This window comes from Streptomyces sp. NPDC037271, from assembly GCF_055603605.1.
In genome coordinates, this window is sequence record NZ_JBVJVN010000001.1 from 951872 (window position 1) to 974752 (window position 22881).

A 22881-nucleotide genomic window follows, 5' to 3' on the forward strand; every position below is an offset into this window, starting at 1 on the left:
CTACGGCCCGGGTTGGGCCGTGCAGAGGATTCACCTCTTTCAGGGGGGAGTCCCCATCCCCCCAAAGTGAAACTTCGGGCCCAACAAGGAGAGCAGGGAACTCAGATGGCGGAGCTCACGATCCGGCCGGAGGAGATCCGGGACGCACTGGAGAACTTCGTCCAGTCGTACAAGCCGGACGCGGCCTCGCGCGAGGAGGTCGGTACGGTCAGCCTTGCCGGCGACGGCATCGCGAAGGTCGAGGGTCTTCCGTCGGCCATGGCCAACGAACTGCTGAAGTTCGAGGACGGCACCCTCGGTCTCGCCCTCAACCTCGAGGAGCGCGAGATCGGTTGCGTCGTCCTCGGTGAGTTCAGCGGTATCGAGGAGGGCCAGCCGGTCACCCGCACCGGCGAGGTCCTGTCGGTCGCCGTGGGTGAGGGCTACCTCGGCCGCGTGGTCGACCCCCTCGGCAACCCGATCGACGGCCTCGGCGAGATCGAGACGTCCGGTCGTCGTGCGCTGGAACTGCAGGCCCCCACGGTCATGCAGCGCAAGTCGGTGCACGAGCCGATGGAGACGGGCTACAAGGCCGTCGACGCCATGACCCCGATCGGCCGTGGTCAGCGTCAGCTGATCATCGGCGACCGCCAGACCGGCAAGACCGCGCTGGCCGTCGACACGATCATCAACCAGCGTGACAACTGGCGCACCGGCGACCCGAGCAAGCAGGTTCGCTGCATCTACGTCGCCATCGGTCAGAAGGGCTCGACCATCGCGTCGGTCCGCGGCGCGCTCGAGGAGAACGGCGCGCTGGAGTACACGACCATCGTGGCCGCCCCGGCGTCCGACCCGGCCGGCTTCAAGTACCTGGCGCCGTACACCGGCTCGGCCATCGGCCAGCAGTGGATGTACGAGGGCAAGCACGTCCTGATCATCTTCGACGACCTGTCGAAGCAGGCCGACGCCTACCGCGCCGTGTCGCTGCTGCTGCGCCGCCCGCCGGGCCGCGAGGCCTACCCGGGTGACGTCTTCTACCTGCACTCCCGTCTGCTGGAGCGCTGCGCGAAGCTCTCCGACGCCGAGGGCGCCGGTTCGATGACGGGTCTGCCGATCGTCGAGACCAAGGCCAACGACGTCTCGGCGTTCATCCCGACCAACGTCATCTCCATCACCGACGGCCAGTGCTTCCTGGAGTCGGACCTGTTCAACGCCGGTCAGCGCCCCGCGCTGAACGTGGGTATCTCCGTCTCCCGAGTCGGTGGCTCCGCCCAGCACAAGGCGATGAAGCAGGTCTCCGGCCGACTGCGCGTGGACCTCGCCCAGTTCCGTGAGCTGGAGGCGTTCGCCGCCTTCGGTTCCGACCTGGACGCCGCGTCGAAGTCGCAGCTGGAGCGCGGTCAGCGCATGGTCGAGCTGCTGAAGCAGGACCAGTACCAGCCGATGTCCACCGAGGACCAGGTCGTCTCCGTCTGGGCCGGCACCACCGGCAAGATGGACGAGGTGCCGGTCGCCGACATCCGCCGCTTCGAGAAGGAGCTCCTCGAGTACCTGCACCGCCAGGAGCAGGGCCTCATGACCTCCATCCGCGAGGGCGGCAAGATGTCCGACGACACCCTGCAGGCCATCGCCGAGGCGATCGCGGCGTTCAAGAAGCAGTTCGAGACGAGCGACGGCAAGCTGCTCGGCGAGGACGCCCCGTCCGCCGCCAAGTGACGTAAGGAAGGGACCTGACTCATGGGAGCCCAGCTCCGGGTCTACAAGCGTCGCATCCGATCCGTCACCGCGACCAAGAAGATCACCAAGGCGATGGAGATGATCGCCGCCTCGCGCGTCGTCAAGGCGCAGCGCAAGGTGGCGGCCTCCACGCCGTACGCGCAGGAACTGACCCGCGCGGTCACGGCGGTCGGGACCGGTTCGGACACCAAGCACCCGCTGACCACGGAGGCGGACAAGCCGACCCGTGCGGCGGTCCTCCTCCTCACGAGCGACCGTGGCCTGGCCGGCGCCTTCAACTCCAACGCCATCAAGGCGGCGGAGCAGCTGACCGAGCGCCTCGAGCGCGACGGCCGGCAGGTCGACACGTACATCGTCGGCCGGCGTGGTCTCGCCCACTACAACTTCCGTGAGCGCAAGGTCACGGAGTCGTTCACGGGCTTCACCGACGAGCCCACCTACGCGGACGCCAAGAAGGTCGCGGCACCGCTGATCGAGGCCATCGAGAAGGAGACGGCGGAGGGCGGCGTGGACGAGATCCACGTGGTCTACACCGAGTTCGTCTCGATGATGACGCAGACGGCGGTCGACTCCCGGCTGCTGCCCCTGCGCCTCGAAGAGGTGGCTCAGGAGTCGGCTACGAAGGACGAGGTCCTTCCGCTGTACGACTTCGAGCCGTCGGCGGAGGACGTCCTCGACGCCCTGCTGCCGCGCTACGTCGAGAGCCGCATCTACAACGCTCTGCTGCAGTCGGCCGCTTCCAAGCACGCCGCCACGCGGCGCGCGATGAAGTCGGCCACCGACAACGCGGGCGAGCTGATCAACACGCTCTCCCGTCTTGCCAACGCGGCCCGCCAGGCCGAAATCACCCAGGAAATCAGCGAGATCGTCGGTGGCGCGAGCGCCCTGGCCGACGCGACCGCGGGGAGTGACAACTAATGACCACCACTGTTGAGCCGACCGCTGCGTCGGGCGTGGCCACCGGCCGCGTCGCGCGGGTCATCGGCCCGGTCGTCGACGTGGAGTTCCCCGTCGACGCGATGCCGGAGATCTACAACGCCCTCCACGTCGAGGTCGCCGACCCGGCGCAGGCGGGCGAGATCAAGACGCTGACCCTGGAGGTCGCCCAGCACCTGGGTGACGGCCTGGTCCGCACCATCTCCATGCAGCCCACCGACGGCCTGGTCCGCCAGGCTCCGGTGACCGACACGGGCACGGCCATCTCCGTCCCCGTCGGCGACTTCACCAAGGGCAAGGTGTTCAACACCCTCGGTGAGGTGCTGAACGTCGACGAGACCTACACCGGTGAGCGCTGGCCGATCCACCGCAAGGCGCCGAACTTCGACGAGCTCGAGTCGAAGACCGAGATGTTCGAGACCGGCGTCAAGGTCATCGACCTGCTGACCCCGTACGTCAAGGGCGGCAAGATCGGTCTGTTCGGCGGTGCCGGTGTCGGCAAGACGGTGCTCATCCAGGAGATGATCTACCGCGTCGCCAACAACCACGACGGTGTCTCCGTGTTCGCCGGTGTCGGTGAGCGCACCCGTGAGGGCAACGACCTCATCGACGAGATGAGCGAGTCCGGCGTCATCGACAAGACCGCGCTGGTCTTCGGTCAGATGGACGAGCCGCCGGGCACCCGTCTGCGCGTCGCGCTGGCCGGCCTGACCATGGCCGAGTACTTCCGTGACGTCCAGAAGCAGGACGTGCTGTTCTTCATCGACAACATCTTCCGCTTCACCCAGGCGGGCTCCGAGGTGTCGACCCTGCTCGGCCGCATGCCCTCCGCGGTGGGTTACCAGCCGAACCTGGCCGACGAGATGGGTCTCCTCCAGGAGCGCATCACCTCGACCCGTGGTCACTCGATCACCTCGATGCAGGCGATCTACGTCCCCGCGGACGACCTGACCGACCCGGCCCCGGCCACCACCTTCGCCCACCTCGACGCGACGACGGTGCTCTCCCGTCCGATCTCCGAGAAGGGCATCTACCCGGCCGTGGACCCGCTGGACTCGACGTCCCGCATCCTCGACCCGCGGTACATCGCGGCGGACCACTACCAGGCCGCGATGCGCGTGAAGAACATCCTGCAGAAGTACAAGGACCTGCAGGACATCATCGCGATCCTCGGTATCGACGAGCTCGGCGAGGAGGACAAGCTCGTCGTCCACCGTGCCCGTCGCGTGGAGCGCTTCCTGTCCCAGAACACCCACGTCGCCAAGCAGTTCACCGGCGTGGACGGTTCGGACGTGCCGCTGGACGAGTCGATCGCCGCGTTCAACTCGATCTGCGACGGTGAGTACGACCACTTCCCGGAGCAGGCGTTCTTCATGTGCGGTGGTATCGAGGACCTGAAGAAGAACGCGAAGGAGCTCGGCGTCTCCTGAGCCGCGTGCTCATGGTGAGCCCCAGGGCTCACACCGGAGGGGGCGGGCGCGTCCCGTCCCCTCCGTCACGCCCATTAGACTTGTAACCAACACCCGGCTCTCCCGCCGGGTGGTGACCCGAGGAGCCACCCTTGGCTGCTGAGCTGCATGTCGAGCTGGTCGCCGCCGACCGTCAGGTCTGGTCCGGCGAGGCCACCCTGGTCGTCGCGCGTACCACGTCCGGCGACATCGGCGTCATGCCCGGTCACCAGCCGCTGCTCGGTGTGCTGGAGTCGGGCCCGGTGACCATCCGTACGAGTGACGGTGGGACGGTCGTCGCCGCTGTGCACGGCGGTTTCATCTCGTTCGCCGACAACAAGCTGTCGCTGCTGGCCGAGATCGCCGAGCTGGCGGACGAGATCGACGTCCAGCGAGCGCAGCGGAAGCTCGAGCACGCGAAGGCGGAGGGCGACGCCCACTCCGAGCGTCGCGCGGACGTCCGACTGCGCGCGGCGGCGGGGCGCTGACCTACGGCGCTGTGCTATGACGTCACTCAGCCGCGGCTGGGACCGGAGCGATCCGGACCCGGCCGCGGCTGAGGCAGATCCGGGTGTTTTTTCCGTTCCGTTACCTAGGAGACGAGGAGGTCGGTGTCGATGGTCCTCGCTCTGACTGTGTGCGGAATTGTCGTCGCCCTGGTGGTGATCGGACTCTTCGTCTTCGGTCTGCGCCGCCGGCTGATCCAGCGATCGGGCGGCACCTTCGACTGCTCCCTGCGCTGGGAAGCCCCCGAGGAGGGCGACGCCGGCGGCAAGGGCTGGTCCTACGGCGTGGCCCGTTACAACGGCGACCGGGTCGAGTGGTACCGGGTCTTCTCGTACTCTCCCCGCCCGCGCCGGGTCCTGGAGCGCTCCGCGATCGAGGTGGCCGGCCGTCGTGTCCCCGAGGGCGAGGAGGAGCTGGCGTTGCTCTCCGACGCCGTCGTCCTGGCCTGCCTGCACCGGGGCACGCGCCTGGAACTGGCCATGAGCGACGACGCGCTGACCGGTTTCCTCGCGTGGCTCGAGGCGGCACCGCCCGGACAGCGGGTGAACGTCGCGTAGAGCGACGTTCAGGGCCCCGCTGGGTGGGGGTGCCCCCGGCAGCGGAGCTGCTGGGGGAGGGTGAACGTCGCGTAGAGCGACGTTCAGGGCCCCGCTGGGTGGGGGTGCCCCCGGCAGCGGAGCTGCTGGGGGAGGGTGAACGTGGCGTAACCGCGTCCGCCCTCCCCCAGGCAGCCCCGGGGGAGGGCGAACGCGGCTCGGAACCTGCAGGGACTACTTCAGACCGCTGTCGATGGCGCTCACCAGCTCGCCGTTCGCGGTGTCACCGCTGAACTCCCAGAAGAAGGCACCGCCCAGGCCCTGCTGCTCGGCCCAGTTCATCTTCGAGGTGATGGTCGCGGGGGTGTCGTAGGACCACCAGTTGGTGCCGCAGTGCGCGTACGCCGTGCCGGCGACGGTGCCGGTGGCCGGGCAGCTGTTCTTGAGGACCTTGTAGTCCTCGATGCCCGCCTCGTACGTGCCCGCCGCCGGGCCGGTCGCCGTGCCGCCGGGCGCGGACTGGGTGACGCCGGTCCAGCCGCGGCCGTAGAAGCCGATGCCGAGGAGCAGCTTGTCGGCCGGCACACCCTTCGCCTTGAACTTCGCGATCGCCTCGGCGGAGTTGAAGCCCTGCTGCGGGATGCCGTCGTACGAGGTCAGCGGCGAGTGCGGAGCGGTCGGGCCGTTCTTCGCCCAGGCGCCGAAGAAGTCGTACGTCATCACGTTGTACCAGTCGATGTACTGCGCGGCGGCGCCGTAGTCGGCGGCGTCGATCTTGCCGCCGTCGGTGGCGTCGGCGGTGGTGGCCGCGGTGACCAGGTCGTCGCCGAACTCGGCGCGCATGGCCTTCATCATGGTGCTGAAGGCGTTCGGGGCGCTGGTCTCGTCACAGCTGAGACCGCAGGCGTTCGGGTACTCCCAGTCCAGGTCGATGCCGTCGAAGACGTCGGCCCAGCGCGGGTCCTCGACCAGGTCGTGGCAGGACTTCGCGAAGGCGGCCGGGTTCTTCACGGCGTCGGGGAAGCCACCGGACCAGGTCCAGCCGCCGAAGGACCAGAGGACCTTGATGTGCGGGTACTCGGCCTTCAGCTTGCGCAGCTGGTTGAAGTTGCCGCGCAGGGGCTGGTCCCAGGTGTCGGCGACGCCGTCGACGGACTGGTCGGCGGTGTAGGCCTTGTCGTAGTCGGCGTACGCGTCACCGATGGTGCACTTGCCGCCCTGGACGTTGCCGAAGGCGTAGTTGATGTGCGTGATCTTCTCGGCGGAGCCGGAGGTGACCAGGTTCTTCACGTGGTAGTTGCGCCCGTAGACGCCCCAGTTGGTGAAGTACCCCAGCTTGACCTCTTCGCCGCCGCCCGGGTTGCCGCCGTCGTCGCCGCCGGTGGTGGTGACCTTCACCGAGCCGCTGGCCGGGCCGGTCTGGTCGGCGGTGTCGCGGGCCTGGACGGCGTACGAGTAGTCGGTGCCCTTGGTGAGGCCGTTGTCCGTGTAGGTGGTGCCGGTCACGGTGGCGACCTTGGTTCCGTCGCGCAGGACGTCGTAGTTCTTGACACCCTTGTCGTCGGTCGCCGCCGACCAGGACAGCTTCACCGAGGTGTCGGTGACGCCCGAGGCGGTGGGCGTGCCGGGTGCGGAGGGGGCCTCGTCGCCGGGGACGGAGGTGCCGTCGCAGCTGCCGCCGTTGAGCTTGCAGTTGGACGGGGAGCCGGGGCCGGTGCCGTTGAAGCCGAAGGTGACCGTAGCCCCGGGGGCGAGGGTGCCGTTCCAGCCGAGGTTCTTGGCGGTCCAGTGGTCACCGGAGTTGGTGACCGTGGCGTCCCAGGCGGAGGTGACCTTGGTGCCGGAGGGGAAGTCCCACTCGACGTTCCAGGAGCTGATGGTCGTGGTGCCGGTGTTCTTCACGGTCCACTTGCCGCCGAAGCCGGTGCCCCAGTCCGAGGTCTTGGCGAAGGTGGCCGTCGCGCTCGTGGCCGCCTGGGCCGGACTCGCCAGTCCGACCAGGCCGGCCATGGGGAGCGCCAGGGTCGCGGCGAGTGCCGCGGCTCTGTGTCTGAAGCGCATGATGCGCCTCCTTATGGGGAGTTGTTGTTGTGGGCATGACTGAGCCTCATACCCGCAGTGCCGCGAGAATAGAAAGGTCTGGACCATAGGTCAATAGGTCTGGACCACTGTTCCGGTGCGGTCTTCCCCGAGCCGCCCGTGGTGGTGACGGGACTGGGGCCACGCTCAACTCGTCCGTGACAGGTAGGGGGTTGGGAACCGTTCGGCGACGTGACCTCGGCTGACGGGCGGGGCGGCGGCCCGCACCCCGGGTGGCTGTGCGAGCCGTGCGCGCGGGGGGCCCGGCGGGCCCGCCGTGGCCGTGCCGAGGTCCGGAAACGGCGGAGCGGCCCCCGGGCGTAAGAGCCCGGGAGCCGCTCGGCCTGCGATCAGCGAGTGCGGAGTCCACCGCGGCCCCTGTCGGTGCCGCGGTCGGGTGAAGCCGTCGGTGAGGACGGCTCGCCCGGTGGTCGACTCAGCGGTACTCGTGGTGCCGGTCCTCCGAGTCCTCGTCCGAGACGAGGAAGTTGGCCGTGGCGCTGTTGTCGTCCTCGTCGACGACGGTGACCTCGGTCTCCGTCTCCTCCTTGGTGTTCTCGGAGCAGTCGATGTTGTTGTTGGCAGACGACAGGATCGGGATGTCGATCACCTCGAGCGGCAGGCAGCTCAGGACCTGCGAGTTGTTCTCGAACTTCGAGGTGTCGTCGTCGGCGGCAGCGGCCGTGCCGGCGGCGCCGCCGGCCATGACCAGCGCGGTGACGGTGCAGGCGAGCGCCTTCTTGAGAGCCATGCGGGTTTTCCTCCTGAATGGGGTCTGTCGAACTCGAGACGGGTGAATTGCCTGAGGGCATCGCCCGCGCTCTGCGGTGACCGCGCCGTGCGGCTGCCAATCCGTCCTCCGGCAGCACGTTTCCGACGCGACTACTCAATGAACGAAGCCGCGGTCGGGCGGGTGTTGCTCCGACGGAGTGAAGCCTTATTCGGGTGCCAGGTACGTGGTCGTCGTTTCCTCATGATGATCGGAACAATCGATGGTCGTTCCCGAAGTCGACGCGATCGGAAGGTCGAGAACTTCGATGTTCACGCAGGAGAGGATCTGGGTCTTGTTCACGTAGTACTTCACGGGCTCTTCTCCCGCTTGAGCGGTTCCGGCCTGCAGCGCTGCCAAGGGCACCGCGCACAAGGAGAGAAAGGCCAGACGAGTGCTCAACATTCCTTGGGTCCTGTCTGGTCGGGGACGGGGGCCGGGCACCTGCGCATGACAAGAAGTTCTCACCGGCCGCGGTTAGCTGCGGCCGAACAATACTGAGCGTGCAGGCGGAGGCAAAGAAACGCGAAACCTGGTAGCCCGTTGGCGCCGGAGGTGAGGACCGCGTCCGAAGCCCGGGATGCGCAATTCACTCCGTTGGAGCAGAACTCGCGGGGTAAGGATTCGTTGCATTGGTAGCCGCACGGAAAGCCCAGTCAAGTCCGGCTGAGCTTGTCCAAGCCCGGTGCAACTGCCGATTGCCTGATGCTCATCAGTGGGCACATGCCGTCGGTGATCACACACCCCATTCAGGAGGAAACCCGCATGGCTCTCAAGAAGGCGCTCGCCTGCACCGTCACCGCGCTGGTCATGGCCGGCGCCGCCGCCGGCACGGCCGCTGCCGCCGACGACGACACCTCGAAGTTCGAGAACGACTCGCAGGTCCTCAGCTGCGACGTCGTCGAGGTCATCGACATCCCGATCCTGTCGGCGGCCAACAACAACATCGACTGCTCCGAGAACGTCAAGGAGGAGGACGAGCGGGAGCTCACCATCGTGGACGAGGAGGACAACAGCGCCACGGCCAACTTCCTCCTCCAGAGGGACTAGTACCCCTGACCGGTGGCCGGGCGAGCCGTCACTGACAGCTTTCCCGGCCCGGCACAGAGGCGACTGGTTGGCAAACCTTTCCCAGCGGCCCCCGTTCCTCTTCGGGGGCCACTTTCTTGTGCCCCGAGCATCGGGCGGGTGCTCGGTGCTCGGTGCTCGGTGCTCGGTGCTCGGTGCTCGGGGCTCGGCGCGAGCGCGCAGCCGGGGCGGCCGCTCCGGACCCGGCACCGGGGCGCGACGGGGACGGCGCCCTAGACGCCCAACTCCTGCGCCAGCACCGCCGCCTGCACCCGGCTGCGGAGCTCCAGCTTCCCCAGCAGCCGGCTCACGTGCGTCTTGACCGTGGCCTCGGCCATGCCCAGCCGCTCGGCGATCGCCGCGTTGGAGAGCCCCTCGCCGAGACAGGCCAGGACCTCGCGCTCGCGCCGGGTCAGGTCCTTCAGCACCGCCGGATCGGCGGTCCGCTCCCGGACCGGCTTCGCGGCGAACTCGGCGATCAGACGCCGGGTGACGGCCGGGGCGACGATCCCCTCGCCGCCCGCCACCGTACGCACGGCCGCCAGGAGGTCCCGCGCCTCCGTGTTCTTCAGCAGGAACCCGGCGGCCCCGGCCCGCAGCGCCCCGAAGACGTACTCGTCCAGGTCGAACGTGGTCAGCACCAGGACGTCGGCGAGCCGCTCGGCGACCACCAGCCGGGTCGCCGACACCCCGTCCATGCGCGGCATCTGGACGTCCATCAGCACCAGGTCGGGCCGCAGCTCCCGGGCCAGCGCCACGGCCTGCTCGCCGTCCGCCGCCTCCGCGACCACCTCGATGTCCGGTGCGCTGCCGAGGATCAGCACCAGTCCCGCGCGGACGGCGGACTGGTCCTCGGCGACGAGGACGCGGATCATGGCAGGTCTCCTTCGGTCAGGGGCAGGGTGGCGCGGACGGTCCAGATCTTGCCGCCGGCCGAGTCGGGGTCCGCCACCGGCCCGGCCTCGAAGGTGCCGCGCAGCAGCGCGGCCCGCTCCCGCATGCCGACCAGACCGGCACCGGAGCCGGGCGCACGGGGGGCTTCCCCGTCGCCGTAGGGACTGGTCACCCGGACGCTCAGGACGCCGTCGCGCCGGGTGAGCGCGACCCGTACCGTCCCCTGCGCGGCGTGCTTGAGCGCGTTGGTGAGCGACTCCTGCACGATCCGGTACGCGGCCAGCTCGACCGGCGCGGGCAGGCCCTCGCCGGACACCGTCTCCAGGGTGACGTCGAGCCCGTTGGCGCGGGCGCCGTCGACCAGTGCTCCGAGGCCGTCGAGGGTGGGGGCGGCGGCCGGCTCCTTGTCCGCGCTGTCGTCCCGCAGGATGCCGATCAGCCGTCGCATCTCGGCGAGCCCTTCGACACTGTTCTCGCGGATGACGCCGAGCGCCTGCCGGGTGGTCGCCGGGTCGTCCAGGGAGAGGGCGGCGGTGGAGTGGATGGCGATGGCGGAGAGGTGGTTGGCGACCATGTCGTGCAGTTCGCGGGCCATCCGGGAACGTTCCGCGGTCACCGCCTGCACCCGGTCCATCTCGGCCAGCAGCGCGGTCTGCTCGGCGCGCAGCAGGGCGGCGTCGGCGGCCTCGCGGTGACTGCGCACGATCAGCCCGGTGGAGGCGGGTGCGAACGACACCACCCCGACGGCGACACCGATCAGCAGCGCCTCGGGCACCCGCCAGAGCGTGAACGGCACCACCGTTCCGGCCACCGTGAGCAGCCCGGTGATCCACGGGACGCGGCGGGCCATGGCGGGCGGGCCGTACAGCACGGCGGCGTACATCACGTCGGTGTACATGATCACCGTGACGAGGCTGCCCTGGGTGAAGAGGTCCGAGATCAGCGCGGCCGTGCCGACCTGCAGGGCGGTGCGCGGTGCGGCCCGGCGCAGCAGCTCGCAGCCCGCCATGACGGCGAGCGGGACCAGCAGGGGCCAGCCGCCGGCGAACAGCACGTACGGCTCGTCGCCGGGCCGAACGCCCAGACCGATGCCCCACAGCAGCAGCCCGCCGAGCAGACCGGCCGACGCGGCGTACACGTCGAAGCGGTGCGGGCGGGGGAGTCGTACGGCCATGCCACCATCCAACACGGCCCGCGTCCCGCTCGCTTTGTCCCGGAGTAGGGTCCCGCGCTGCATCTTTCGATGTACCGGAGGTTCGTCACCGGCGACGACGACCCGGCCCGATCCGGACGGCAGCCTGGAAGAGCGATCGAAAGGAGCGAACCGTGATCGTCACACTGATCATCGTCTGCGAGATCGGCTTCTGGGTACTTCTGGCGGCCGGACTGTCCGTCCGATACCTGCTGAAAAAGGAACGCGCGGGTATGGCGCTGCTGCTGTGCGAGCCGCTGCTGGAGGTCGTGCTCCTGGTCGTCACGGCGCTGGACCTGAAGAACGGTGCCGACCCGAGCTGGAAGCACGGTCTGGCGGCCGTGTACATCGGCTACACCGTGGGGCACGGCCACCGCACCGTGAAGTGGCTCGACGGCCACGCCGCCCACCGGCTGGGCGGCGCGCCGAAACCGGCCGGCCCGCCGCGCTACGGCATGGCCCGCGCCCTGCACGAGGGCAAGGTGTGGCTCGGCACGCTGATCGCCGCCGCCGTGGCGACCGCGCTGCTCCAGGCCGCCATGTGGTACGTCGACGACCCGAGCCGCACCGGCTCCCTGGAGAGCTGGCAGTACACGGCCTGGCGCGCGGCCGGCATCCACGGCCTGGTCGCACTGACGTACGCGATCTGGCCGAAGAAGGCCCCGGCCGGTCCGACGGCCGCGCCCGAGTGGGAGAAGGAAGGAGCGGGCCGGTGAGGCACCTGTGGGAGGGCGGGGCCACCTTCCTGGCCGGCCTCGTCCTGTCGCTGTTCGCCGGGGACGTGGACGTCCCCGGCGTCGACCTGGCCAAGGTCGGCATCGTGATGATGTGCGTCGGCGGCGCGCAGACCGCCTGGGGCCTGTTCCGGTCGGCGCGCCGGCAGAGCGGCTAGCGCTCCCCGCCCGGCACCCACAGCACGTCCCCGACCTCCTTGTTGGCCACGCGGGCCAGGATGAAGAGCAGGTCGGAGAGGCGGTTGAGGTAGGTCGCGGTGAGCGGGTTCATCGTCTCGCCGTGGACTTCCAGCGCCGCCCACGTGGAGCGCTCGGCCCGGCGGACCACCGTGCACGCCTGGTGCAGCAGGGCGGCGCCGGGCGTGCCGCCGGGCAGGATGAAGGAGCGGAGCTTCTCCACCTCGGCGAGGAAGCGGTCGCAGTCCGCCTCCAGCTTGTCGACGTAGAACTGCTCGACCCGCAGCGGTGGGTACTCCGGGTTCTCCACCACCGGCGTGGACAGGTCCGCGCCCACGTCGAACAGGTCGTTCTGGACGCGGACGAGGACCTTGACGACCTCCTCGTGCAGGCCGCCGAGGGCGATCGCCGTGCCGATCACCGCGTTCGCCTCGTTGGCGTCGGCGTACGCGGAGATCCTCAGGTCGGTCTTGGGGACCCGGCTCATGTCACCGAGGGCGGTGGTGCCCTGGTCGCCGGTCCGGGTGTAGATGCGCGTCAGGTTGACCATGGGGCCAGCGTAGTTACGCCCCGGTGGTACGGAACACGTGTGTGCCCCACCGTCACGGCCGGTGCGGTGAAGGCTGCGGCGACCAGGGCGCCGTAGCGGGTGTGCGCCGGCGCGTAGCCGCCGACGCAGGCGTCCCGCACCGCGTCGACCGGATGGCGGAACGGCATCAGGGTGCGAGAGCACGTCCAGACGACGACACGGCGCCCGCCCTGATGACAGATCAGGTCGACCGGCTCCCCGGGACGGTCGTCGCGGCCATCGGGGAGCGCGTGCTCGCGGGCGGGCAGCCGTCGGAGGACTCCCGCGGCATGCCCGTGCTGCTGGACGAGACGGCGGAGCTGCTGAGTGGGAAGGTGCTCAACTACGCCGTACGGGGCGCGGGCTGACGCCCGGACGCCCTCCCGCGGTGTGATGTCCGTCATTTGAGACGTGACGCGCGTTACTAACCGGTCACACAGCCCTTCGCTCCCGATAATCTCCGGCCGAGAAGACATGAGCCTGTGCGGCGGACCAGGTCGCTGGAAAGTGGCGGACCCCGCGGACGCGGCACGATGTGCCCGGCAGGCCCTCAAGGACAGCCTGTATCAGGGGAGTCGCACAGTGGCACGGAAGCTCGCCGTCATCGGAGCCGGTCTCATGGGGTCCGGAATCGCCCAGGTCTCCGCCCAGGCGGGCTGGGACGTCGTCCTGCGCGACGTCACCGACGAGGCGCTGCGGCGCGGCACCGACGGCATCAGGGCCTCGTACGACAAGTTCGTGGCCAAGGGGAAGCTCACCGCCGACGACGCCGAGGCCGCCCTCGCGCGCATCACCCCGACCACCGACCTGGACGCCGCCGCCGACGCGGACGTCGTCGTCGAGGCGGTCTTCGAGAAGCTGGAAGTCAAGCACGAGATCTTCCGCGCGCTCGACAAGCTGGTGAAGGACGAGGCGATCCTCGCGTCCAACACCTCCGCCATTCCGATCACCAAGATCGCGGCCGTGACGGAGCGCCCCGAACGGGTCGTCGGCGCCCACTTCTTCTCACCGGTCCCGATGATGCGGCTGTGCGAGCTGGTGCGCGGCTACAAGACCAGCGACGAAACGCTCGCCACCGCGCGGGAGTTCGCCGAGTCCACCGGCAAGACGTGCATCGTCGTCAACCGCGACGTGGCGGGCTTCGTGACCACCCGCCTCATCTCCGCCCTCGTCGTCGAGGCCGCGAAGCTGTACGAGTCGGGCGTCGCCACCGCCGAGGACATCGACCTCGCCTGTAAGTTGGGCTTCGGCCACGCCATGGGACCGCTGGCCACCGCCGACCTGACGGGCGTCGACATCCTGCTGCACGCCACCGGCAACATCTACACCGAGTCCCAGGACGAGAAGTTCGCCCCGCCGGAGCTGATGCGCCGGATGGTGGACGCCGGTGACATCGGCCGCAAGAGCGGGCAGGGCTTCTACAAGCACTGAGGTCGCATCAGCCCCGGAAACGTCACACGCCGGGGTGAATTCGGTATCGGTTCGCTTACAGGCGGCAACCTCCGGTCGTTTCGGCCAGTCAGAGGTTGCAACACCCGATGCCGCAGAGAGACCAGACGAAGAACCGTCACGAAGAATCGAAGAGACGACAAAGACGCACGCCGGGGAGCGCATATGCACATCAGGGGCGACCACGTCGAGCTGGTCGTCGGGGGCCGCCTCGACGTCCGTAGCGCGGCGGACGCCCGTACGGTCCTGCACTCGGCCGTCGACGACGGAGTCGGCGACCTGGTGCTGGACCTGACCGAACTGGACTCCTGGGACGCCACCGGACTCGGCGTGATCATGGGAGCCCACCGGCGGGCCGGGCGCTGCGGCCGGCGGCTGGTGCTGCGCGGTGTGCCGCCGCAGATGCAGCGCCTGCTGGTGGCCACCCGGCTGCACCGGATCCTGGCCATCGAGGGCGGCATCGGCGTGGAGACCCTGCCCCGGGTGTGACGCCGCTGGCCGGTGTGGTGCGGTGGACCGGGGAGGCCGGACACCACTCGGCGAACCGGCCGACAAACGCCCGACACACGCAATCCTCACGAGACTGTGACGTCTTGGACGGGTCGGCACCCCGGACTGTCGGAGATACTGAGCGAAGGTTTAGGGTCTGGCTGCCCGCTGTCTCGAGAACCCACTGGCGGGCCCGGACCAGAAGCGACAGCGCGGTGTGCGGCAAGGCCGGGAGGGGTGGCCCCGACCGGGGCCCGCACACGACGCTTTTGGGGGCTTGAACCTATGGACCCGAACAACCGGGGACCCGAGGAGCACGGCCAAGACGGCGACCACCGGACGCCGCGCCCGCGCCCGCCCAGGGACCCGCTCACCTCCGACTTCGGACAGCCCGCGCCCGCGCTCGCCCGCACGGTGCAACTGGTGTCCGGCGACTTCCTGCTCACCGTCAACCCCGTCGACGGCAGCGAGATCGAGGTCTGCCCGCCCGCGGAGCGGCCCGCCCGGCCCGAGAAGCTCACCACGGCCGAACGCGCCGAGGCCGAGCGCGCCGCGAGGCCGCCCGTCCCACCGGGACCGGTCCGGACCGTGCTGGGCCTGCTGGCCCGCGAGGACGAACGCGAGCGACTGGTGCGGCTGCTCGCCCGCGGCCGCTCCGTCCGCCTCACCGGCCCCGCCGGCTCCGGCCGCACCAGCCTCCTCGACGTCGTCGCCGAGGACTGCTCGGGCCTCGCGCCCGACGGCGTCGTCCGGCTCAACGGCTTCCACCGCACGGCCGACGACCTGCTCCACGACCTCTTCTACGCCGTCCACCGCGCGCCCCTGCACCGCCCGGACCGCGACGACCTGCTCGGCCGGCTCCGGGAGGTCGGCGCGGTCGTCGTCCTGGACGACATCGAGTTCGGCGGCACCGCCCTCGACGAGCTGCTGGACGCCACCCCCGAGTGCGCGTGGCTCATCGGCGCCACCCCGGAGGTGCCCGCCCCGTCCGCCGACTCGGCCGTCGAGGAGGTCTTCCTCACCGGCCTGGACCGCTCGGACGGCGTGGAACTGCTGGAGCGCGCCGCCGGCCGGACCCTCACCGAGGAGGAGGCCAACTGGGCCGGCGACCTCTGGTTCGAGTCCGAGGGCCTGCCGCTGCGCTTCGTCCAGGCCGGCGCCCTGCTGCGCCGGCGCGACCGGCAGCGGGCCGGCGCCGACGCCGTCGACGAGTTCGGCGTCTTCGCCGACGCCCGCCCCGCCGACGACACGCCCTACGACGCCGCCGAGGCCGACGAGGTGCCCCTGCCGTCCCTCGGGGAGGCCGCCGCGCCCGCGCCGCTCCTCGCCTCCCGGCTGAGCGCCTCCGCGCGCACCACCCTGGAGCTGGCCGTCGCGCTCGGCGGCGAGGTGCCGCACCAGGCGCACCTGCCCGCCCTGGTCGGCGACACCCACGCGGACGCCGCCCTCGGTGAGCTGACCGACTGCGGGCTGGTCTCGCCGGTCGGCTCCCGCTACCGGCTCGCCGCCGGGGTGCTCACCCAGCTGGAGAGCGCCGGATACGCCGACGGCGTGCGGGAGAACGCGCTGGCCGCCGCCCAGCACTATGCCTGGTGGGCCGGGCATCCCTCGGTCACCCCGGAGCGGGTCTGCGCCGAGGCCGACGCCGTCCTGGCCGCCCTCGCCGTGCTGGTGCCGGCGACGACCCCGCCCGCGGACGGCACGGAGAGCCCCGCCGTCCTGCTGGCCCGCACCGCGGCACCGGCGTTCGCCGCCGGGCTGCACTGGAGCGCCTGGGAACGGGCGCTGCGCTCCGGCACCGAGGCCTCCAGGCTCGCCGGTGACGTCGCCGAGCAGGCCTACTTCCACCACGAACTCGGCGTCCTCGCGCTGTGCGAGGGACAGCTCGACCGGGCCCGTGCCGAGCTGGAGGCCTCCATCGGGCTGCGCGGCGCGCTCTCCGACAAGCGCGGCGCCGTCGCGGGCCGCCGTGCCCTCGCGCTGGTCGCCGACCGGAGCGGGGACACGCCCGGCCTCGGCACCGGCGCGGGCGCGTTCGGAGGAGCGGGGGCCGCTGCCGGACTCGGCGTCGTCGGCCTCGGCCCGACCGCGGGGGAGGAGGTGCCCGACGCACGGAACGAGGAGTCGGCGTCGCCGCCCGCGGGCGTGCCCGCGCCCTTCCCGCCGCTCCAGGCGCCCGTGCAGTCACCGACCCTGGTCACCAGCCGGGACCCGTCCACCGGGCCGTCCCGCAAGGCGGGCGTGAACATCAAGGGCTTCGCGCGGCGCAATCTGGTGGCCGCCGGAGCGGGCGCCCTGCTCGTCGCCGTGCTCGGCACGGTGGTGACGCTCGGCGCCACGTCCGAGAACGACGCCGGTGATCCGTCCGACCAGGTCGGCGTCAACCCGTCGGCCAGCCAGGGCGTCGACGACGGCAGTCTGGGCGCCGACCGGCCGAGGAACGACGGCGAGGGCTCGGACGACACCCGCGGGGCCACCGCCCGGCCGACCGACCCCGGCCCGGACGGCACCCTCGGCACGTCGGACGACCCGACGCCGACGGATTCGGCACTGCCGTCGGACGACGCGAGCACGTCGGGCGAGCCCGACGACCCGGGCTCGGAAGACCCGGGCGACTCCGGGGAGCCGGACGGCCCGACCTCGTCGTCCAAGCCGCCCACGTCCAACGAGCCGCCGCCGGACCCGACCTCGCCGAAGCCCACCGACACCGAGCCGGACCCCGACCCCACCACGCCGACGGAGGAGCCCACCACCCCCGGGGACACCCCCACCGACACGGAGCCGCCCGCGCCGTCGAGCCCGGAGACGTCCAACAGCGCCAGCGGCCCCGTCACGCCGCCCAGCTCCCCGGCCGGCACCGTGACCGCCTCGCAGAGCAGCACCGGGACGAGCGGCACGGGCCCCGGCACGCCGAGTGGATCGGGACCGGCGACGAACCAGATCATCTGACCGTCGCCGGGACGGCGGGTGACCGCACGAGAGGGCCGGGTCCGTCGCACGGACCCGGCCCTCTCGCGGGTGATGTGACGTGACGCGGAAGCTCAGAACAACCGCAGCTTGTCGTCCTCGATGCCCCGCATGGCGTTGTAGTCCAGTACCTGGCAGCCGATGCCGCGGTCCGTGGCGAGCACGCGGGCCTGCGGCTTGATCTCCTGCGCGGCGAAGACGCCGCGCACCGGGGCGAGATGGGGGTCGCGGTTCAGCAGCTCCAGATAGCGGGTGAGCTGCTCCACGCCGTCGATCTCGCCGCGCCGCTTGATCTCCACCGCGACGGTCCGGCCCTCGGCGTCCCGGCACAGGATGTCGACGGGGCCGATGGCGGTCATGTACTCGCGGCGGATGAGGGTGTAGCCCTCGCCCAGCGTCTCGATACGGTCGGCGAGCAGCTCCTGGAGGTGCGCTTCCACGCCGTCCTTGATCAGACCGGGATCGACGCCCAGCTCGTGCGAGGAGTCGTGGAGGATCTCCTCCATCGTGATGATGAGCTTCTCGCCCGCCTTGTTGACGACGGTCCAGACGCCTTCCTCCTCGCCCGTGCCCTCCTTCAGGGTGCAGGGCGGCGACATCCAGTTGAGGGGCTTGTAGGCCCGGTCGTCGGCGTGGATCGAGACGCTGCCGTCCGCCTTGACCAGGATCAGCCGGGGAGCCGAGGGCAGGTGGGCGGTGAGCCGTCCGGCGTAGTCGACGGAGCAGCGGGCAATGACGAGACGCATGGTCGGCAACGCTACTCGACGCGCCCGGTCCGACGCGATTCGCCCGTGCCGCGGCGACCCCGCGCGCTGTCCCACTTCTCCCATTGGCCCCACCTTGCACACTGGCCGATTGTGCGCCTACCCGATGGTGCCCATATAGCCATTCTCCTGGTGCGGTCACGATCGGTTGCTTACGGTATTGAACGGGAGGTCGCGAGGTGTGTACACAGTGTGTTCAATATCGCGCCCTCCCTCAACTGTCCGGCAACCCCTGCCAGTCGGGGGTGCGAGAGGAGAACTCATGTCGCTCGACGTCTCACCGGCCCTACTCGAACAGGCCGAGCGAGGCGAGGTCGACGAAGCAGCCTTCGTCGACTGCGTCCGGACTTCCCTGCCCTACGCATGGGAGATGGTCAGCTCCCTGGTGGCACAGCTGAAGGTCGACGGCGGTGCGTTCGCCGACAACCAGACGCCCCCGCCGGACGAGCAGGCACGCGGTCAGCTGCTGCGTGCGCTGGCCAGTGACGCCATACGCGGTGCACTGCAGCGGCACTTCGGGGTGCGGCTGGCCTTCCAGAACTGCCACCGGGTGGCGGTGTTCCCGTTGGACTCCTCCGTCGACGAGAAGCTGACCCGATTCACCTCGGTACGCAGCCAGGTACTGAACCAGTCGCCCGAGTTCCGCGACTGCTGACGCGGCGGTGGTCCGCTTGCCGTTCCGTACGAGGGAGGTGCAGTTCGTACCGGAGCGGCAAGCTGTCCGGCAGGGGGCGGGGCCCCTCGCGGGCGTCGCCCGGGTGTCCGTCGCCGGCGCGGTCAGCGGAGCTGGGGGAGTACCTCGGCCCCGAGCCGCCGGACGTTCTCCTCGGTCGCCGCGAGATCTCCGGACCCCTCGACGAGCAGGGCGAAGCGGCTGATGCCGGTCCGCTCGCCGGTCGCCGCGAGCCGGTCCGCGCACAGCCGGGGCGGACCCACCGGATGCAGTCCGCAGAGCAGTTCGGTGTACGCGTACGGGTCGCGCATCCGCCGGGTGCGGCCGTCCACCGTGACGTGGGCGTCCAGCCCCTGCCGCAGCCAGCCCGGCATCGCCTTGAGCAGGGTCTCCGCCGCGTCCGTGCGGCGGTCCGCGATCTGGCAGACGCCGGCCGACACATGGGCCGCGCGGTGGATCTCCGCCGCCGGCCGTCCGGCCGCGCGGGCGTGCTCACGCCACAGGGCGACCATCTCGGTCTTCTCCTCGTCCCCGATGTGCATGCCGAGCAGCATGGGCAGCCCTCGCTCGGCCGCCGTGCGCACGCTGGCCGGGGACGTGCAGGCGACGACGACCTCGGGGCCCGCGCCCTCCGTCAGGGACTCCGACGGGCGCGGTACGACGGGTACCTCGCGGAACCGGAAGCGTTCGCCCGAGGCACCGACGGACGGTTCGCGCAGCCAGCGGACCAGCAGATCGAGTGACTCCGGAAAGCCCTCCTCGTACGCCTCCAGGCCCGCGCCGAACACCTCCAGGTCCACCCACGGGCCGCCCCGGCCCACGCCCAGCGAGAACCGGCCGCCGCTCGTGACGTGCAGCAGCGCGGCCTGCTCGCCGAGCGTCACGGGGTGGGCGGTGGGCAGGACGCTGACCGCGGTGCCGACCCGGATGCGGCGGGTGCGGCCCAGCAGCAGTGCGGCCAGCGTGACGGCCGACGGGCACGTGCCGTAGGGCACGAAGTGGTGTTCGGCCAGCCAGACCGTGTCGAGCCCCGCCTCCTCGGCGACCTCGGCCGAGCGGACCGCGCGGTGCAGCGCCTCCCCCTGGCCCTGGCCCGGGAACTGGGCGCCCAACACGAAACTTCCTACGCGCATCGCTCTTCCTGCTTCCTCGGCTCCGACACGGAGCTCCCCCGCAGGGCATAACCGTCTGACACGTGCCGAGGACACGGTCGGGCGGAGGGATTGGCGGATTGTCTACAGAATCGGCCGTTGTGGAGGGGCCGCCAGGGCCCCCGCGACAGCCCGGCACGGGGGGAGTCGGGACGGTCGCGGGCGTACGTGTACCCCTGTCCGTGCCGCGTAGGCTGGACGCCGCCCGTACTTCCTGTATAGCTCCGTGAGGTGTTCTGTGTCCCCGCGTCGCAACCGACCCAAGGGAGCCGGTTCGTCCGGCCGGAGCGCCGAGGAGGACGGCTCCGGCCGCTACGGCGGCCGGCAGTCGTCGGAGAGCTGGCAGGGCGACGACTGGAGCGTACGGCATGTGGCGGGCGCGAGCGCCCAGGGCAAGTCGTACCGCTGCCCGGGCTGCGACCAGCTCATCCCGGGCGGCGTCCCGCACGTGGTGGCATGGCCGGCGCACTCGGGCGTCGACGACCGCCGGCACTGGCACAAGGCCTGCTGGAACGCGAAGGACCGCCGCACCACGAGGGTGCAGCGGTCCCGTAACGCGCCGAGGTTCTGAGCGTTCCTACACGTTCCGCTCTTACACGTCCCGCTTCTCCAGCAGCGCCAACGCGCCGGCGAACGCGGCGGCCGTCACGCCGAGCATGATCCACAGCGGGTCCCAGCCGGACGGGCCGGAGTCGCTGAGCGAGTTGGCGTAGAAGATGCTCATCTGGTTGGGGATCGAGTACTCGAACAGTGCCTGCTGCACGTCCTTGAGCGACTCCGTGAACATGAACAACGCGATCACCAGCGGGGCGAGCAGCGTCCCGATCATGATGGTGATGGCGCCCGCGGAGTGCCGGATGACCGAGCCGATGGCGAGCGACAGCAGTCCGAGCAGCGCGATGTAGAGCGAGACGCCGACCGTGGCCTTCAGCCACTCGCCGCCGGTGGGGGCCTCGGCCCCGGTGCCGTCCAGGAGCGCCGTGTGCACGAGGGCGACGAGAGCCGTGCACACCAGCGTCACGGCGAACGCCACCAGGAAGAACACGATCGCCTTCGCCGCGAGGACCCGGCTGCGGCTCGGACAGGCCGTCATCGTGGTCCGTACCATGCCGGTGCCGTACTCCGAGGCGGTGGTCAGCACACCGAGCGTGATGACGCAGATGCTGCCGAGGAGCAGTCCGAAGAAGCCCAGCTCCAGCCCGTTCGCTCCGGAGAGGTCGGGCGAGGAGCTCGCCACCACCAGGCCGGTCAGCAGCCCGATACCGAGGACCAGCAGGACGAACACGCCCAGCGTCCACATCGTCGAGCGCACCGACTTGATCTTCGTCCACTCGGAGGCGACCGCGTGCCCGAGGTGCGTGCGCACCACCGGGATCGGCGACGTGTAGGTCGGGTACGGCGAACCGGGCGCCGCCTGCCAGTCGGGTGCGGCCTGCTGCGTCGGGGGCTGGGGCGTGCTCATCGGGCGTCCTCGGGCTTGGTCGGGTCGGTGACGGGCGCGGGCGCGGGCGCGTGGGCGGGTGAGGGGGCGGTGCCGGGCGGTGCGGAGGCGGGTGCGGGCGCCTGGGGAGCCTGCTGTGCCGCGTACGGGTTGACGGGCGGGCCGCCCGGAACCGCGCCGGGCGCGACCGGGGCGCCGCCGTACGCTCCCGCGGGGGCCTGGCCCGGCGCGCCCGGGGGCGCCGCGAAGGGCTGACCGCCCTGCTGGGGCGGGGGCGGGGCGTACCAGCCGGGCTGGCCCTGGCCGGGCACCGGCATCGGCGGCTGCGCGCCGGGCGGCAGCGGCTGCTGGAGTCCGGCCTTCTGGTCGGCGGTCGACCGGTAGTCGACGGCGCCCTGGGTCATCCGCATGTAGGCCTCCTCCAGCGAGGCCTGGTGCGGAGACAGCTCCCACAGCCGTACGTCGGTGTCGTGCGCGATGTCGCTGATCCGGGGGAGCGCCAGACCGGTCACCCGCAGCGCGCCGTCCTGCTCGGGCATCACGTGCCCGCCGGCCTCGGTCAGCGCGGACGTCAGCTTCTCCCGCAGCTGCGGCTCGCTGTCCGGTGTCCGCACGCGCGCGAAGTCGGCGGAGTTGGCCGAGATGAAGTCCTTCACGCTCATGTCGGAGAGCAACTGGCCGCGCCCGATGACGATCAGGTGGTCGGCGGTCAGCGCCATCTCGCTCATCAGGTGCGAGGAGACGAAGACGGTACGGCCCTCCGCCGCGAGCGCCTTCATCAGGTTGCGCACCCAGTGGATGCCTTCGGGGTCGAGGCCGTTGACCGGCTCGTCGAACAGCAGCACCTGGGGGTCGCCGAGCAGTGCCGCGGCGATGCCGAGCCGCTGGCCCATACCGAGAGAGAAGCCCTTGGAACGCCGCCGGGCCACGTCCTGGAGGCCGACCACGCCGAGCACCTCGTCCACGCGCCGGGCCGGGATGCCCGACAGCTGGGCCAGGCTCAGCAGGTGGTTGCGGGCGGACCGGCCGCCGTGCACCGCCTTGGCGTCGAGGAGCGCTCCGACCTGCCGGGCGGCGTTGGGCAGCTTGCGGTACGGGTGGCCGCCGATCGTCACATGGCCGGAGGTCGGGTTGTCCAGGCCGAGGATCATGCGCATCGTCGTCGACTTGCCCGAGCCGTTGGGCCCGAGGAAACCGGTGACGGCGCCGGGCCGTACCTGGAAGGAGAGGTTGTACACAGCGGTCTTGTCGCCGTAGTGCTTGGTCAGGCCGACAGCCTCGATCATGCTCCGCACCCATCGGAAGGTTCAGGGACAGCAGGGC

The 22881-nt window shown here is 70.7% G+C and carries 24 protein-coding genes; 14 read left to right on the top strand and 10 right to left on the bottom strand.

Annotation, left to right across the window (positions count from 1 at the left end; all coding sequences use genetic code 11):
* The first annotated feature begins 105 nt into the window (after positions 1–105).
* The 5 genes from atpA (at position 106) to ACZ7G3_RS04400 (ending at position 5164) form a co-directional block, all read left to right on the top strand.
* A complete protein-coding gene (gene atpA / locus ACZ7G3_RS04380; RefSeq protein WP_426599759.1) occupies positions 106–1695 on the top strand; it encodes a F0F1 ATP synthase subunit alpha in 1590 nt (529 codons plus the stop codon).
* 21 nt (positions 1696–1716) lie between these two features.
* Complete coding sequence (locus ACZ7G3_RS04385; protein ID WP_426599758.1) at positions 1717–2634, top strand: F0F1 ATP synthase subunit gamma; 918 nt, start codon at positions 1717–1719, stop codon at positions 2632–2634.
* Entirely contained in the window at positions 2634–4082 is a 1449-nt protein-coding gene (gene atpD, locus ACZ7G3_RS04390) for a F0F1 ATP synthase subunit beta (protein WP_470923132.1), read from the top strand. Before ACZ7G3_RS04385 ends, atpD begins: the two co-directional genes overlap by 1 nt.
* Before the next feature lie 131 nt (positions 4083–4213).
* Positions 4214–4588 carry a F0F1 ATP synthase subunit epsilon gene (locus ACZ7G3_RS04395; protein WP_043379861.1) on the top strand — a complete coding sequence of 125 codons (375 nt, stop codon included), beginning with the start codon at positions 4214–4216 and terminating at the stop codon, positions 4586–4588.
* A 129-nt stretch (positions 4589–4717) separates the two neighbouring features.
* Positions 4718–5164 (top strand): DUF2550 domain-containing protein, encoded by a 447-nt coding sequence (locus ACZ7G3_RS04400; RefSeq protein ID WP_426599756.1) that lies wholly within the window; start codon positions 4718–4720, stop codon positions 5162–5164.
* Positions 5165–5377: 213 nt separating this feature from the next.
* On the opposite strand, the gene ACZ7G3_RS04405 is transcribed toward ACZ7G3_RS04400, so the two are convergent.
* From ACZ7G3_RS04405 to ACZ7G3_RS04415, 3 genes are all read right to left on the bottom strand, one after another.
* Complete coding sequence (locus ACZ7G3_RS04405; protein WP_470923133.1) at positions 5378–7204, bottom strand: glycosyl hydrolase family 18 protein; 1827 nt, start codon at positions 7202–7204, stop codon at positions 5378–5380.
* Positions 7205–7658: 454 nt separating this feature from the next.
* Positions 7659–7973 carry a hypothetical protein gene (locus tag ACZ7G3_RS04410; RefSeq protein WP_426599754.1) on the bottom strand — a complete coding sequence of 105 codons (315 nt, stop codon included), beginning with the start codon at positions 7971–7973 and terminating at the stop codon, positions 7659–7661.
* A 186-nt stretch (positions 7974–8159) separates the two neighbouring features.
* Positions 8160–8396, bottom strand: a complete 237-nt coding sequence (locus ACZ7G3_RS04415; RefSeq protein WP_426557200.1) for a hypothetical protein — start codon at positions 8394–8396, stop codon at positions 8160–8162.
* 360 nt (positions 8397–8756) lie between these two features.
* Here ACZ7G3_RS04415 and ACZ7G3_RS04420 point away from each other — a divergent pair, with 360 nt between their 5' ends.
* Entirely contained in the window at positions 8757–9041 is a 285-nt protein-coding gene (locus ACZ7G3_RS04420) for a hypothetical protein (protein ID WP_426599752.1), read from the top strand.
* A 251-nt stretch (positions 9042–9292) separates the two neighbouring features.
* On the opposite strand, the gene ACZ7G3_RS04425 is transcribed toward ACZ7G3_RS04420, so the two are convergent.
* Positions 9293–9934, bottom strand: coding sequence for a response regulator (locus ACZ7G3_RS04425; RefSeq protein ID WP_470923134.1), 642 nt, complete (start codon positions 9932–9934; stop codon positions 9293–9295).
* Positions 9931–11127, bottom strand: coding sequence for a sensor histidine kinase (locus tag ACZ7G3_RS04430; RefSeq protein ID WP_470923135.1), 1197 nt, complete (start codon positions 11125–11127; stop codon positions 9931–9933). Before ACZ7G3_RS04430 ends, ACZ7G3_RS04425 begins: the two co-directional genes overlap by 4 nt.
* 152 nt (positions 11128–11279) lie before the next feature.
* Here ACZ7G3_RS04430 and ACZ7G3_RS04435 point away from each other — a divergent pair, with 152 nt between their 5' ends.
* Both ACZ7G3_RS04435 and ACZ7G3_RS04440 read left to right on the top strand, forming a co-directional pair.
* On the top strand, positions 11280–11861 hold the full coding sequence (locus ACZ7G3_RS04435) for a hypothetical protein (RefSeq protein ID WP_426599749.1): 582 nt from the start codon (positions 11280–11282) through the stop codon (positions 11859–11861).
* Complete coding sequence (locus ACZ7G3_RS04440) at positions 11858–12037, top strand: DUF5708 family protein (RefSeq protein WP_470923136.1); 180 nt, start codon at positions 11858–11860, stop codon at positions 12035–12037. Before ACZ7G3_RS04435 ends, ACZ7G3_RS04440 begins: the two co-directional genes overlap by 4 nt.
* Here ACZ7G3_RS04440 and ACZ7G3_RS04445 read toward each other — a convergent pair.
* Positions 12034–12606, bottom strand: coding sequence for a cob(I)yrinic acid a,c-diamide adenosyltransferase (locus ACZ7G3_RS04445; protein ID WP_362496964.1), 573 nt, complete (start codon positions 12604–12606; stop codon positions 12034–12036). The genes ACZ7G3_RS04440 and ACZ7G3_RS04445 overlap by 4 nt on opposite strands.
* 212 nt (positions 12607–12818) lie before the next feature.
* Here ACZ7G3_RS04445 and ACZ7G3_RS04450 point away from each other — a divergent pair, with 212 nt between their 5' ends.
* The 4 genes from ACZ7G3_RS04450 to ACZ7G3_RS04465 all read left to right on the top strand — a co-directional run bounded on the left by ACZ7G3_RS04450 (position 12819) and on the right by ACZ7G3_RS04465 (position 17511).
* Complete coding sequence (locus tag ACZ7G3_RS04450; RefSeq protein WP_470923137.1) at positions 12819–12992, top strand: hypothetical protein; 174 nt, start codon at positions 12819–12821, stop codon at positions 12990–12992.
* 214 nt (positions 12993–13206) lie between these two features.
* Positions 13207–14055 (top strand): 3-hydroxyacyl-CoA dehydrogenase family protein, encoded by an 849-nt coding sequence (locus tag ACZ7G3_RS04455; RefSeq protein ID WP_470923138.1) that lies wholly within the window; start codon positions 13207–13209, stop codon positions 14053–14055.
* Between the two features lie 183 nt (positions 14056–14238).
* Positions 14239–14562 carry an STAS domain-containing protein gene (locus tag ACZ7G3_RS04460; RefSeq protein ID WP_279561763.1) on the top strand — a complete coding sequence of 108 codons (324 nt, stop codon included), beginning with the start codon at positions 14239–14241 and terminating at the stop codon, positions 14560–14562.
* A gap of 285 nt (positions 14563–14847) precedes the next feature.
* The gene (locus tag ACZ7G3_RS04465) at positions 14848–17511 is read left to right on the top strand and encodes an ATP-binding protein (RefSeq protein WP_470923139.1); all 2664 of its coding nucleotides are present in this window, start codon (positions 14848–14850) and stop codon (positions 17509–17511) included.
* A gap of 92 nt (positions 17512–17603) precedes the next feature.
* Here ACZ7G3_RS04465 and nucS read toward each other — a convergent pair whose 3' ends face one another.
* Complete coding sequence (gene nucS / locus ACZ7G3_RS04470) at positions 17604–18275, bottom strand: endonuclease NucS (RefSeq protein WP_053137172.1); 672 nt, start codon at positions 18273–18275, stop codon at positions 17604–17606.
* A gap of 280 nt (positions 18276–18555) precedes the next feature.
* Here nucS and ACZ7G3_RS04475 point away from each other — a divergent pair, with 280 nt between their 5' ends.
* Positions 18556–18948 (top strand): SCO5389 family protein, encoded by a 393-nt coding sequence (locus ACZ7G3_RS04475; protein WP_055421911.1) that lies wholly within the window; start codon positions 18556–18558, stop codon positions 18946–18948.
* 122 nt (positions 18949–19070) lie between these two features.
* Here the strand turns inward: ACZ7G3_RS04475 and ACZ7G3_RS04480 are convergent, their stop codons facing one another.
* Positions 19071–20099, bottom strand: a complete 1029-nt coding sequence (locus ACZ7G3_RS04480; protein WP_470923140.1) for an LLM class flavin-dependent oxidoreductase — start codon at positions 20097–20099, stop codon at positions 19071–19073.
* Between the two features lie 256 nt (positions 20100–20355).
* On the opposite strand from ACZ7G3_RS04480, the gene ACZ7G3_RS04485 reads away from it, so the two are divergent.
* Entirely contained in the window at positions 20356–20688 is a 333-nt protein-coding gene (locus ACZ7G3_RS04485) for an ATP/GTP-binding protein (RefSeq protein ID WP_470923141.1), read from the top strand.
* Positions 20689–20709: 21 nt separating this feature from the next.
* Here ACZ7G3_RS04485 and ACZ7G3_RS04490 read toward each other — a convergent pair whose 3' ends face one another.
* Together ACZ7G3_RS04490 and ACZ7G3_RS04495 are read right to left on the bottom strand one after the other, a co-directional pair.
* Positions 20710–21579, bottom strand: a complete 870-nt coding sequence (locus ACZ7G3_RS04490; RefSeq protein ID WP_470923142.1) for an ABC-2 transporter permease — start codon at positions 21577–21579, stop codon at positions 20710–20712.
* Complete coding sequence (locus tag ACZ7G3_RS04495; RefSeq protein ID WP_470923143.1) at positions 21576–22844, bottom strand: ABC transporter ATP-binding protein; 1269 nt, start codon at positions 22842–22844, stop codon at positions 21576–21578. The genes ACZ7G3_RS04490 and ACZ7G3_RS04495 overlap by 4 nt, the downstream gene beginning before the upstream one ends.
* Positions 22845–22881 lie beyond the last annotated feature (37 nt).

Coding starts and splice junctions, on each gene's coding strand:
- atpA (WP_426599759.1), top strand. CDS start 106: ATGGCGGAGCTCACGATCCGGCCGGAGGAGATCCGGGACGCACTGGAG.
- ACZ7G3_RS04385 (WP_426599758.1), top strand. CDS start 1,717: ATGGGAGCCCAGCTCCGGGTCTACAAGCGTCGCATCCGATCCGTCACC.
- atpD (WP_470923132.1), top strand. CDS start 2,634: ATGACCACCACTGTTGAGCCGACCGCTGCGTCGGGCGTGGCCACCGGC.
- ACZ7G3_RS04400 (WP_426599756.1), top strand. CDS start 4,718: ATGGTCCTCGCTCTGACTGTGTGCGGAATTGTCGTCGCCCTGGTGGTG.
- ACZ7G3_RS04405 (WP_470923133.1), bottom strand. CDS start 7,204: ATGCGCTTCAGACACAGAGCCGCGGCACTCGCCGCGACCCTGGCGCTC.
- ACZ7G3_RS04410 (WP_426599754.1), bottom strand. CDS start 7,973: ATGGCTCTCAAGAAGGCGCTCGCCTGCACCGTCACCGCGCTGGTCATG.
- ACZ7G3_RS04415 (WP_426557200.1), bottom strand. CDS start 8,396: ATGTTGAGCACTCGTCTGGCCTTTCTCTCCTTGTGCGCGGTGCCCTTG.
- ACZ7G3_RS04420 (WP_426599752.1), top strand. CDS start 8,757: ATGGCTCTCAAGAAGGCGCTCGCCTGCACCGTCACCGCGCTGGTCATG.
- ACZ7G3_RS04425 (WP_470923134.1), bottom strand. CDS start 9,934: ATGATCCGCGTCCTCGTCGCCGAGGACCAGTCCGCCGTCCGCGCGGGA.
- ACZ7G3_RS04430 (WP_470923135.1), bottom strand. CDS start 11,127: ATGGCCGTACGACTCCCCCGCCCGCACCGCTTCGACGTGTACGCCGCG.
- ACZ7G3_RS04445 (WP_362496964.1), bottom strand. CDS start 12,606: ATGGTCAACCTGACGCGCATCTACACCCGGACCGGCGACCAGGGCACC.
- ACZ7G3_RS04450 (WP_470923137.1), top strand. CDS start 12,819: ATGACAGATCAGGTCGACCGGCTCCCCGGGACGGTCGTCGCGGCCATC.
- ACZ7G3_RS04460 (WP_279561763.1), top strand. CDS start 14,239: ATGCACATCAGGGGCGACCACGTCGAGCTGGTCGTCGGGGGCCGCCTC.
- ACZ7G3_RS04465 (WP_470923139.1), top strand. CDS start 14,848: ATGGACCCGAACAACCGGGGACCCGAGGAGCACGGCCAAGACGGCGAC.
- nucS (WP_053137172.1), bottom strand. CDS start 18,275: ATGCGTCTCGTCATTGCCCGCTGCTCCGTCGACTACGCCGGACGGCTC.
- ACZ7G3_RS04475 (WP_055421911.1), top strand. CDS start 18,556: ATGTCGCTCGACGTCTCACCGGCCCTACTCGAACAGGCCGAGCGAGGC.
- ACZ7G3_RS04480 (WP_470923140.1), bottom strand. CDS start 20,099: ATGCGCGTAGGAAGTTTCGTGTTGGGCGCCCAGTTCCCGGGCCAGGGC.
- ACZ7G3_RS04490 (WP_470923142.1), bottom strand. CDS start 21,579: ATGAGCACGCCCCAGCCCCCGACGCAGCAGGCCGCACCCGACTGGCAG.
- ACZ7G3_RS04495 (WP_470923143.1), bottom strand. CDS start 22,844: ATGATCGAGGCTGTCGGCCTGACCAAGCACTACGGCGACAAGACCGCT.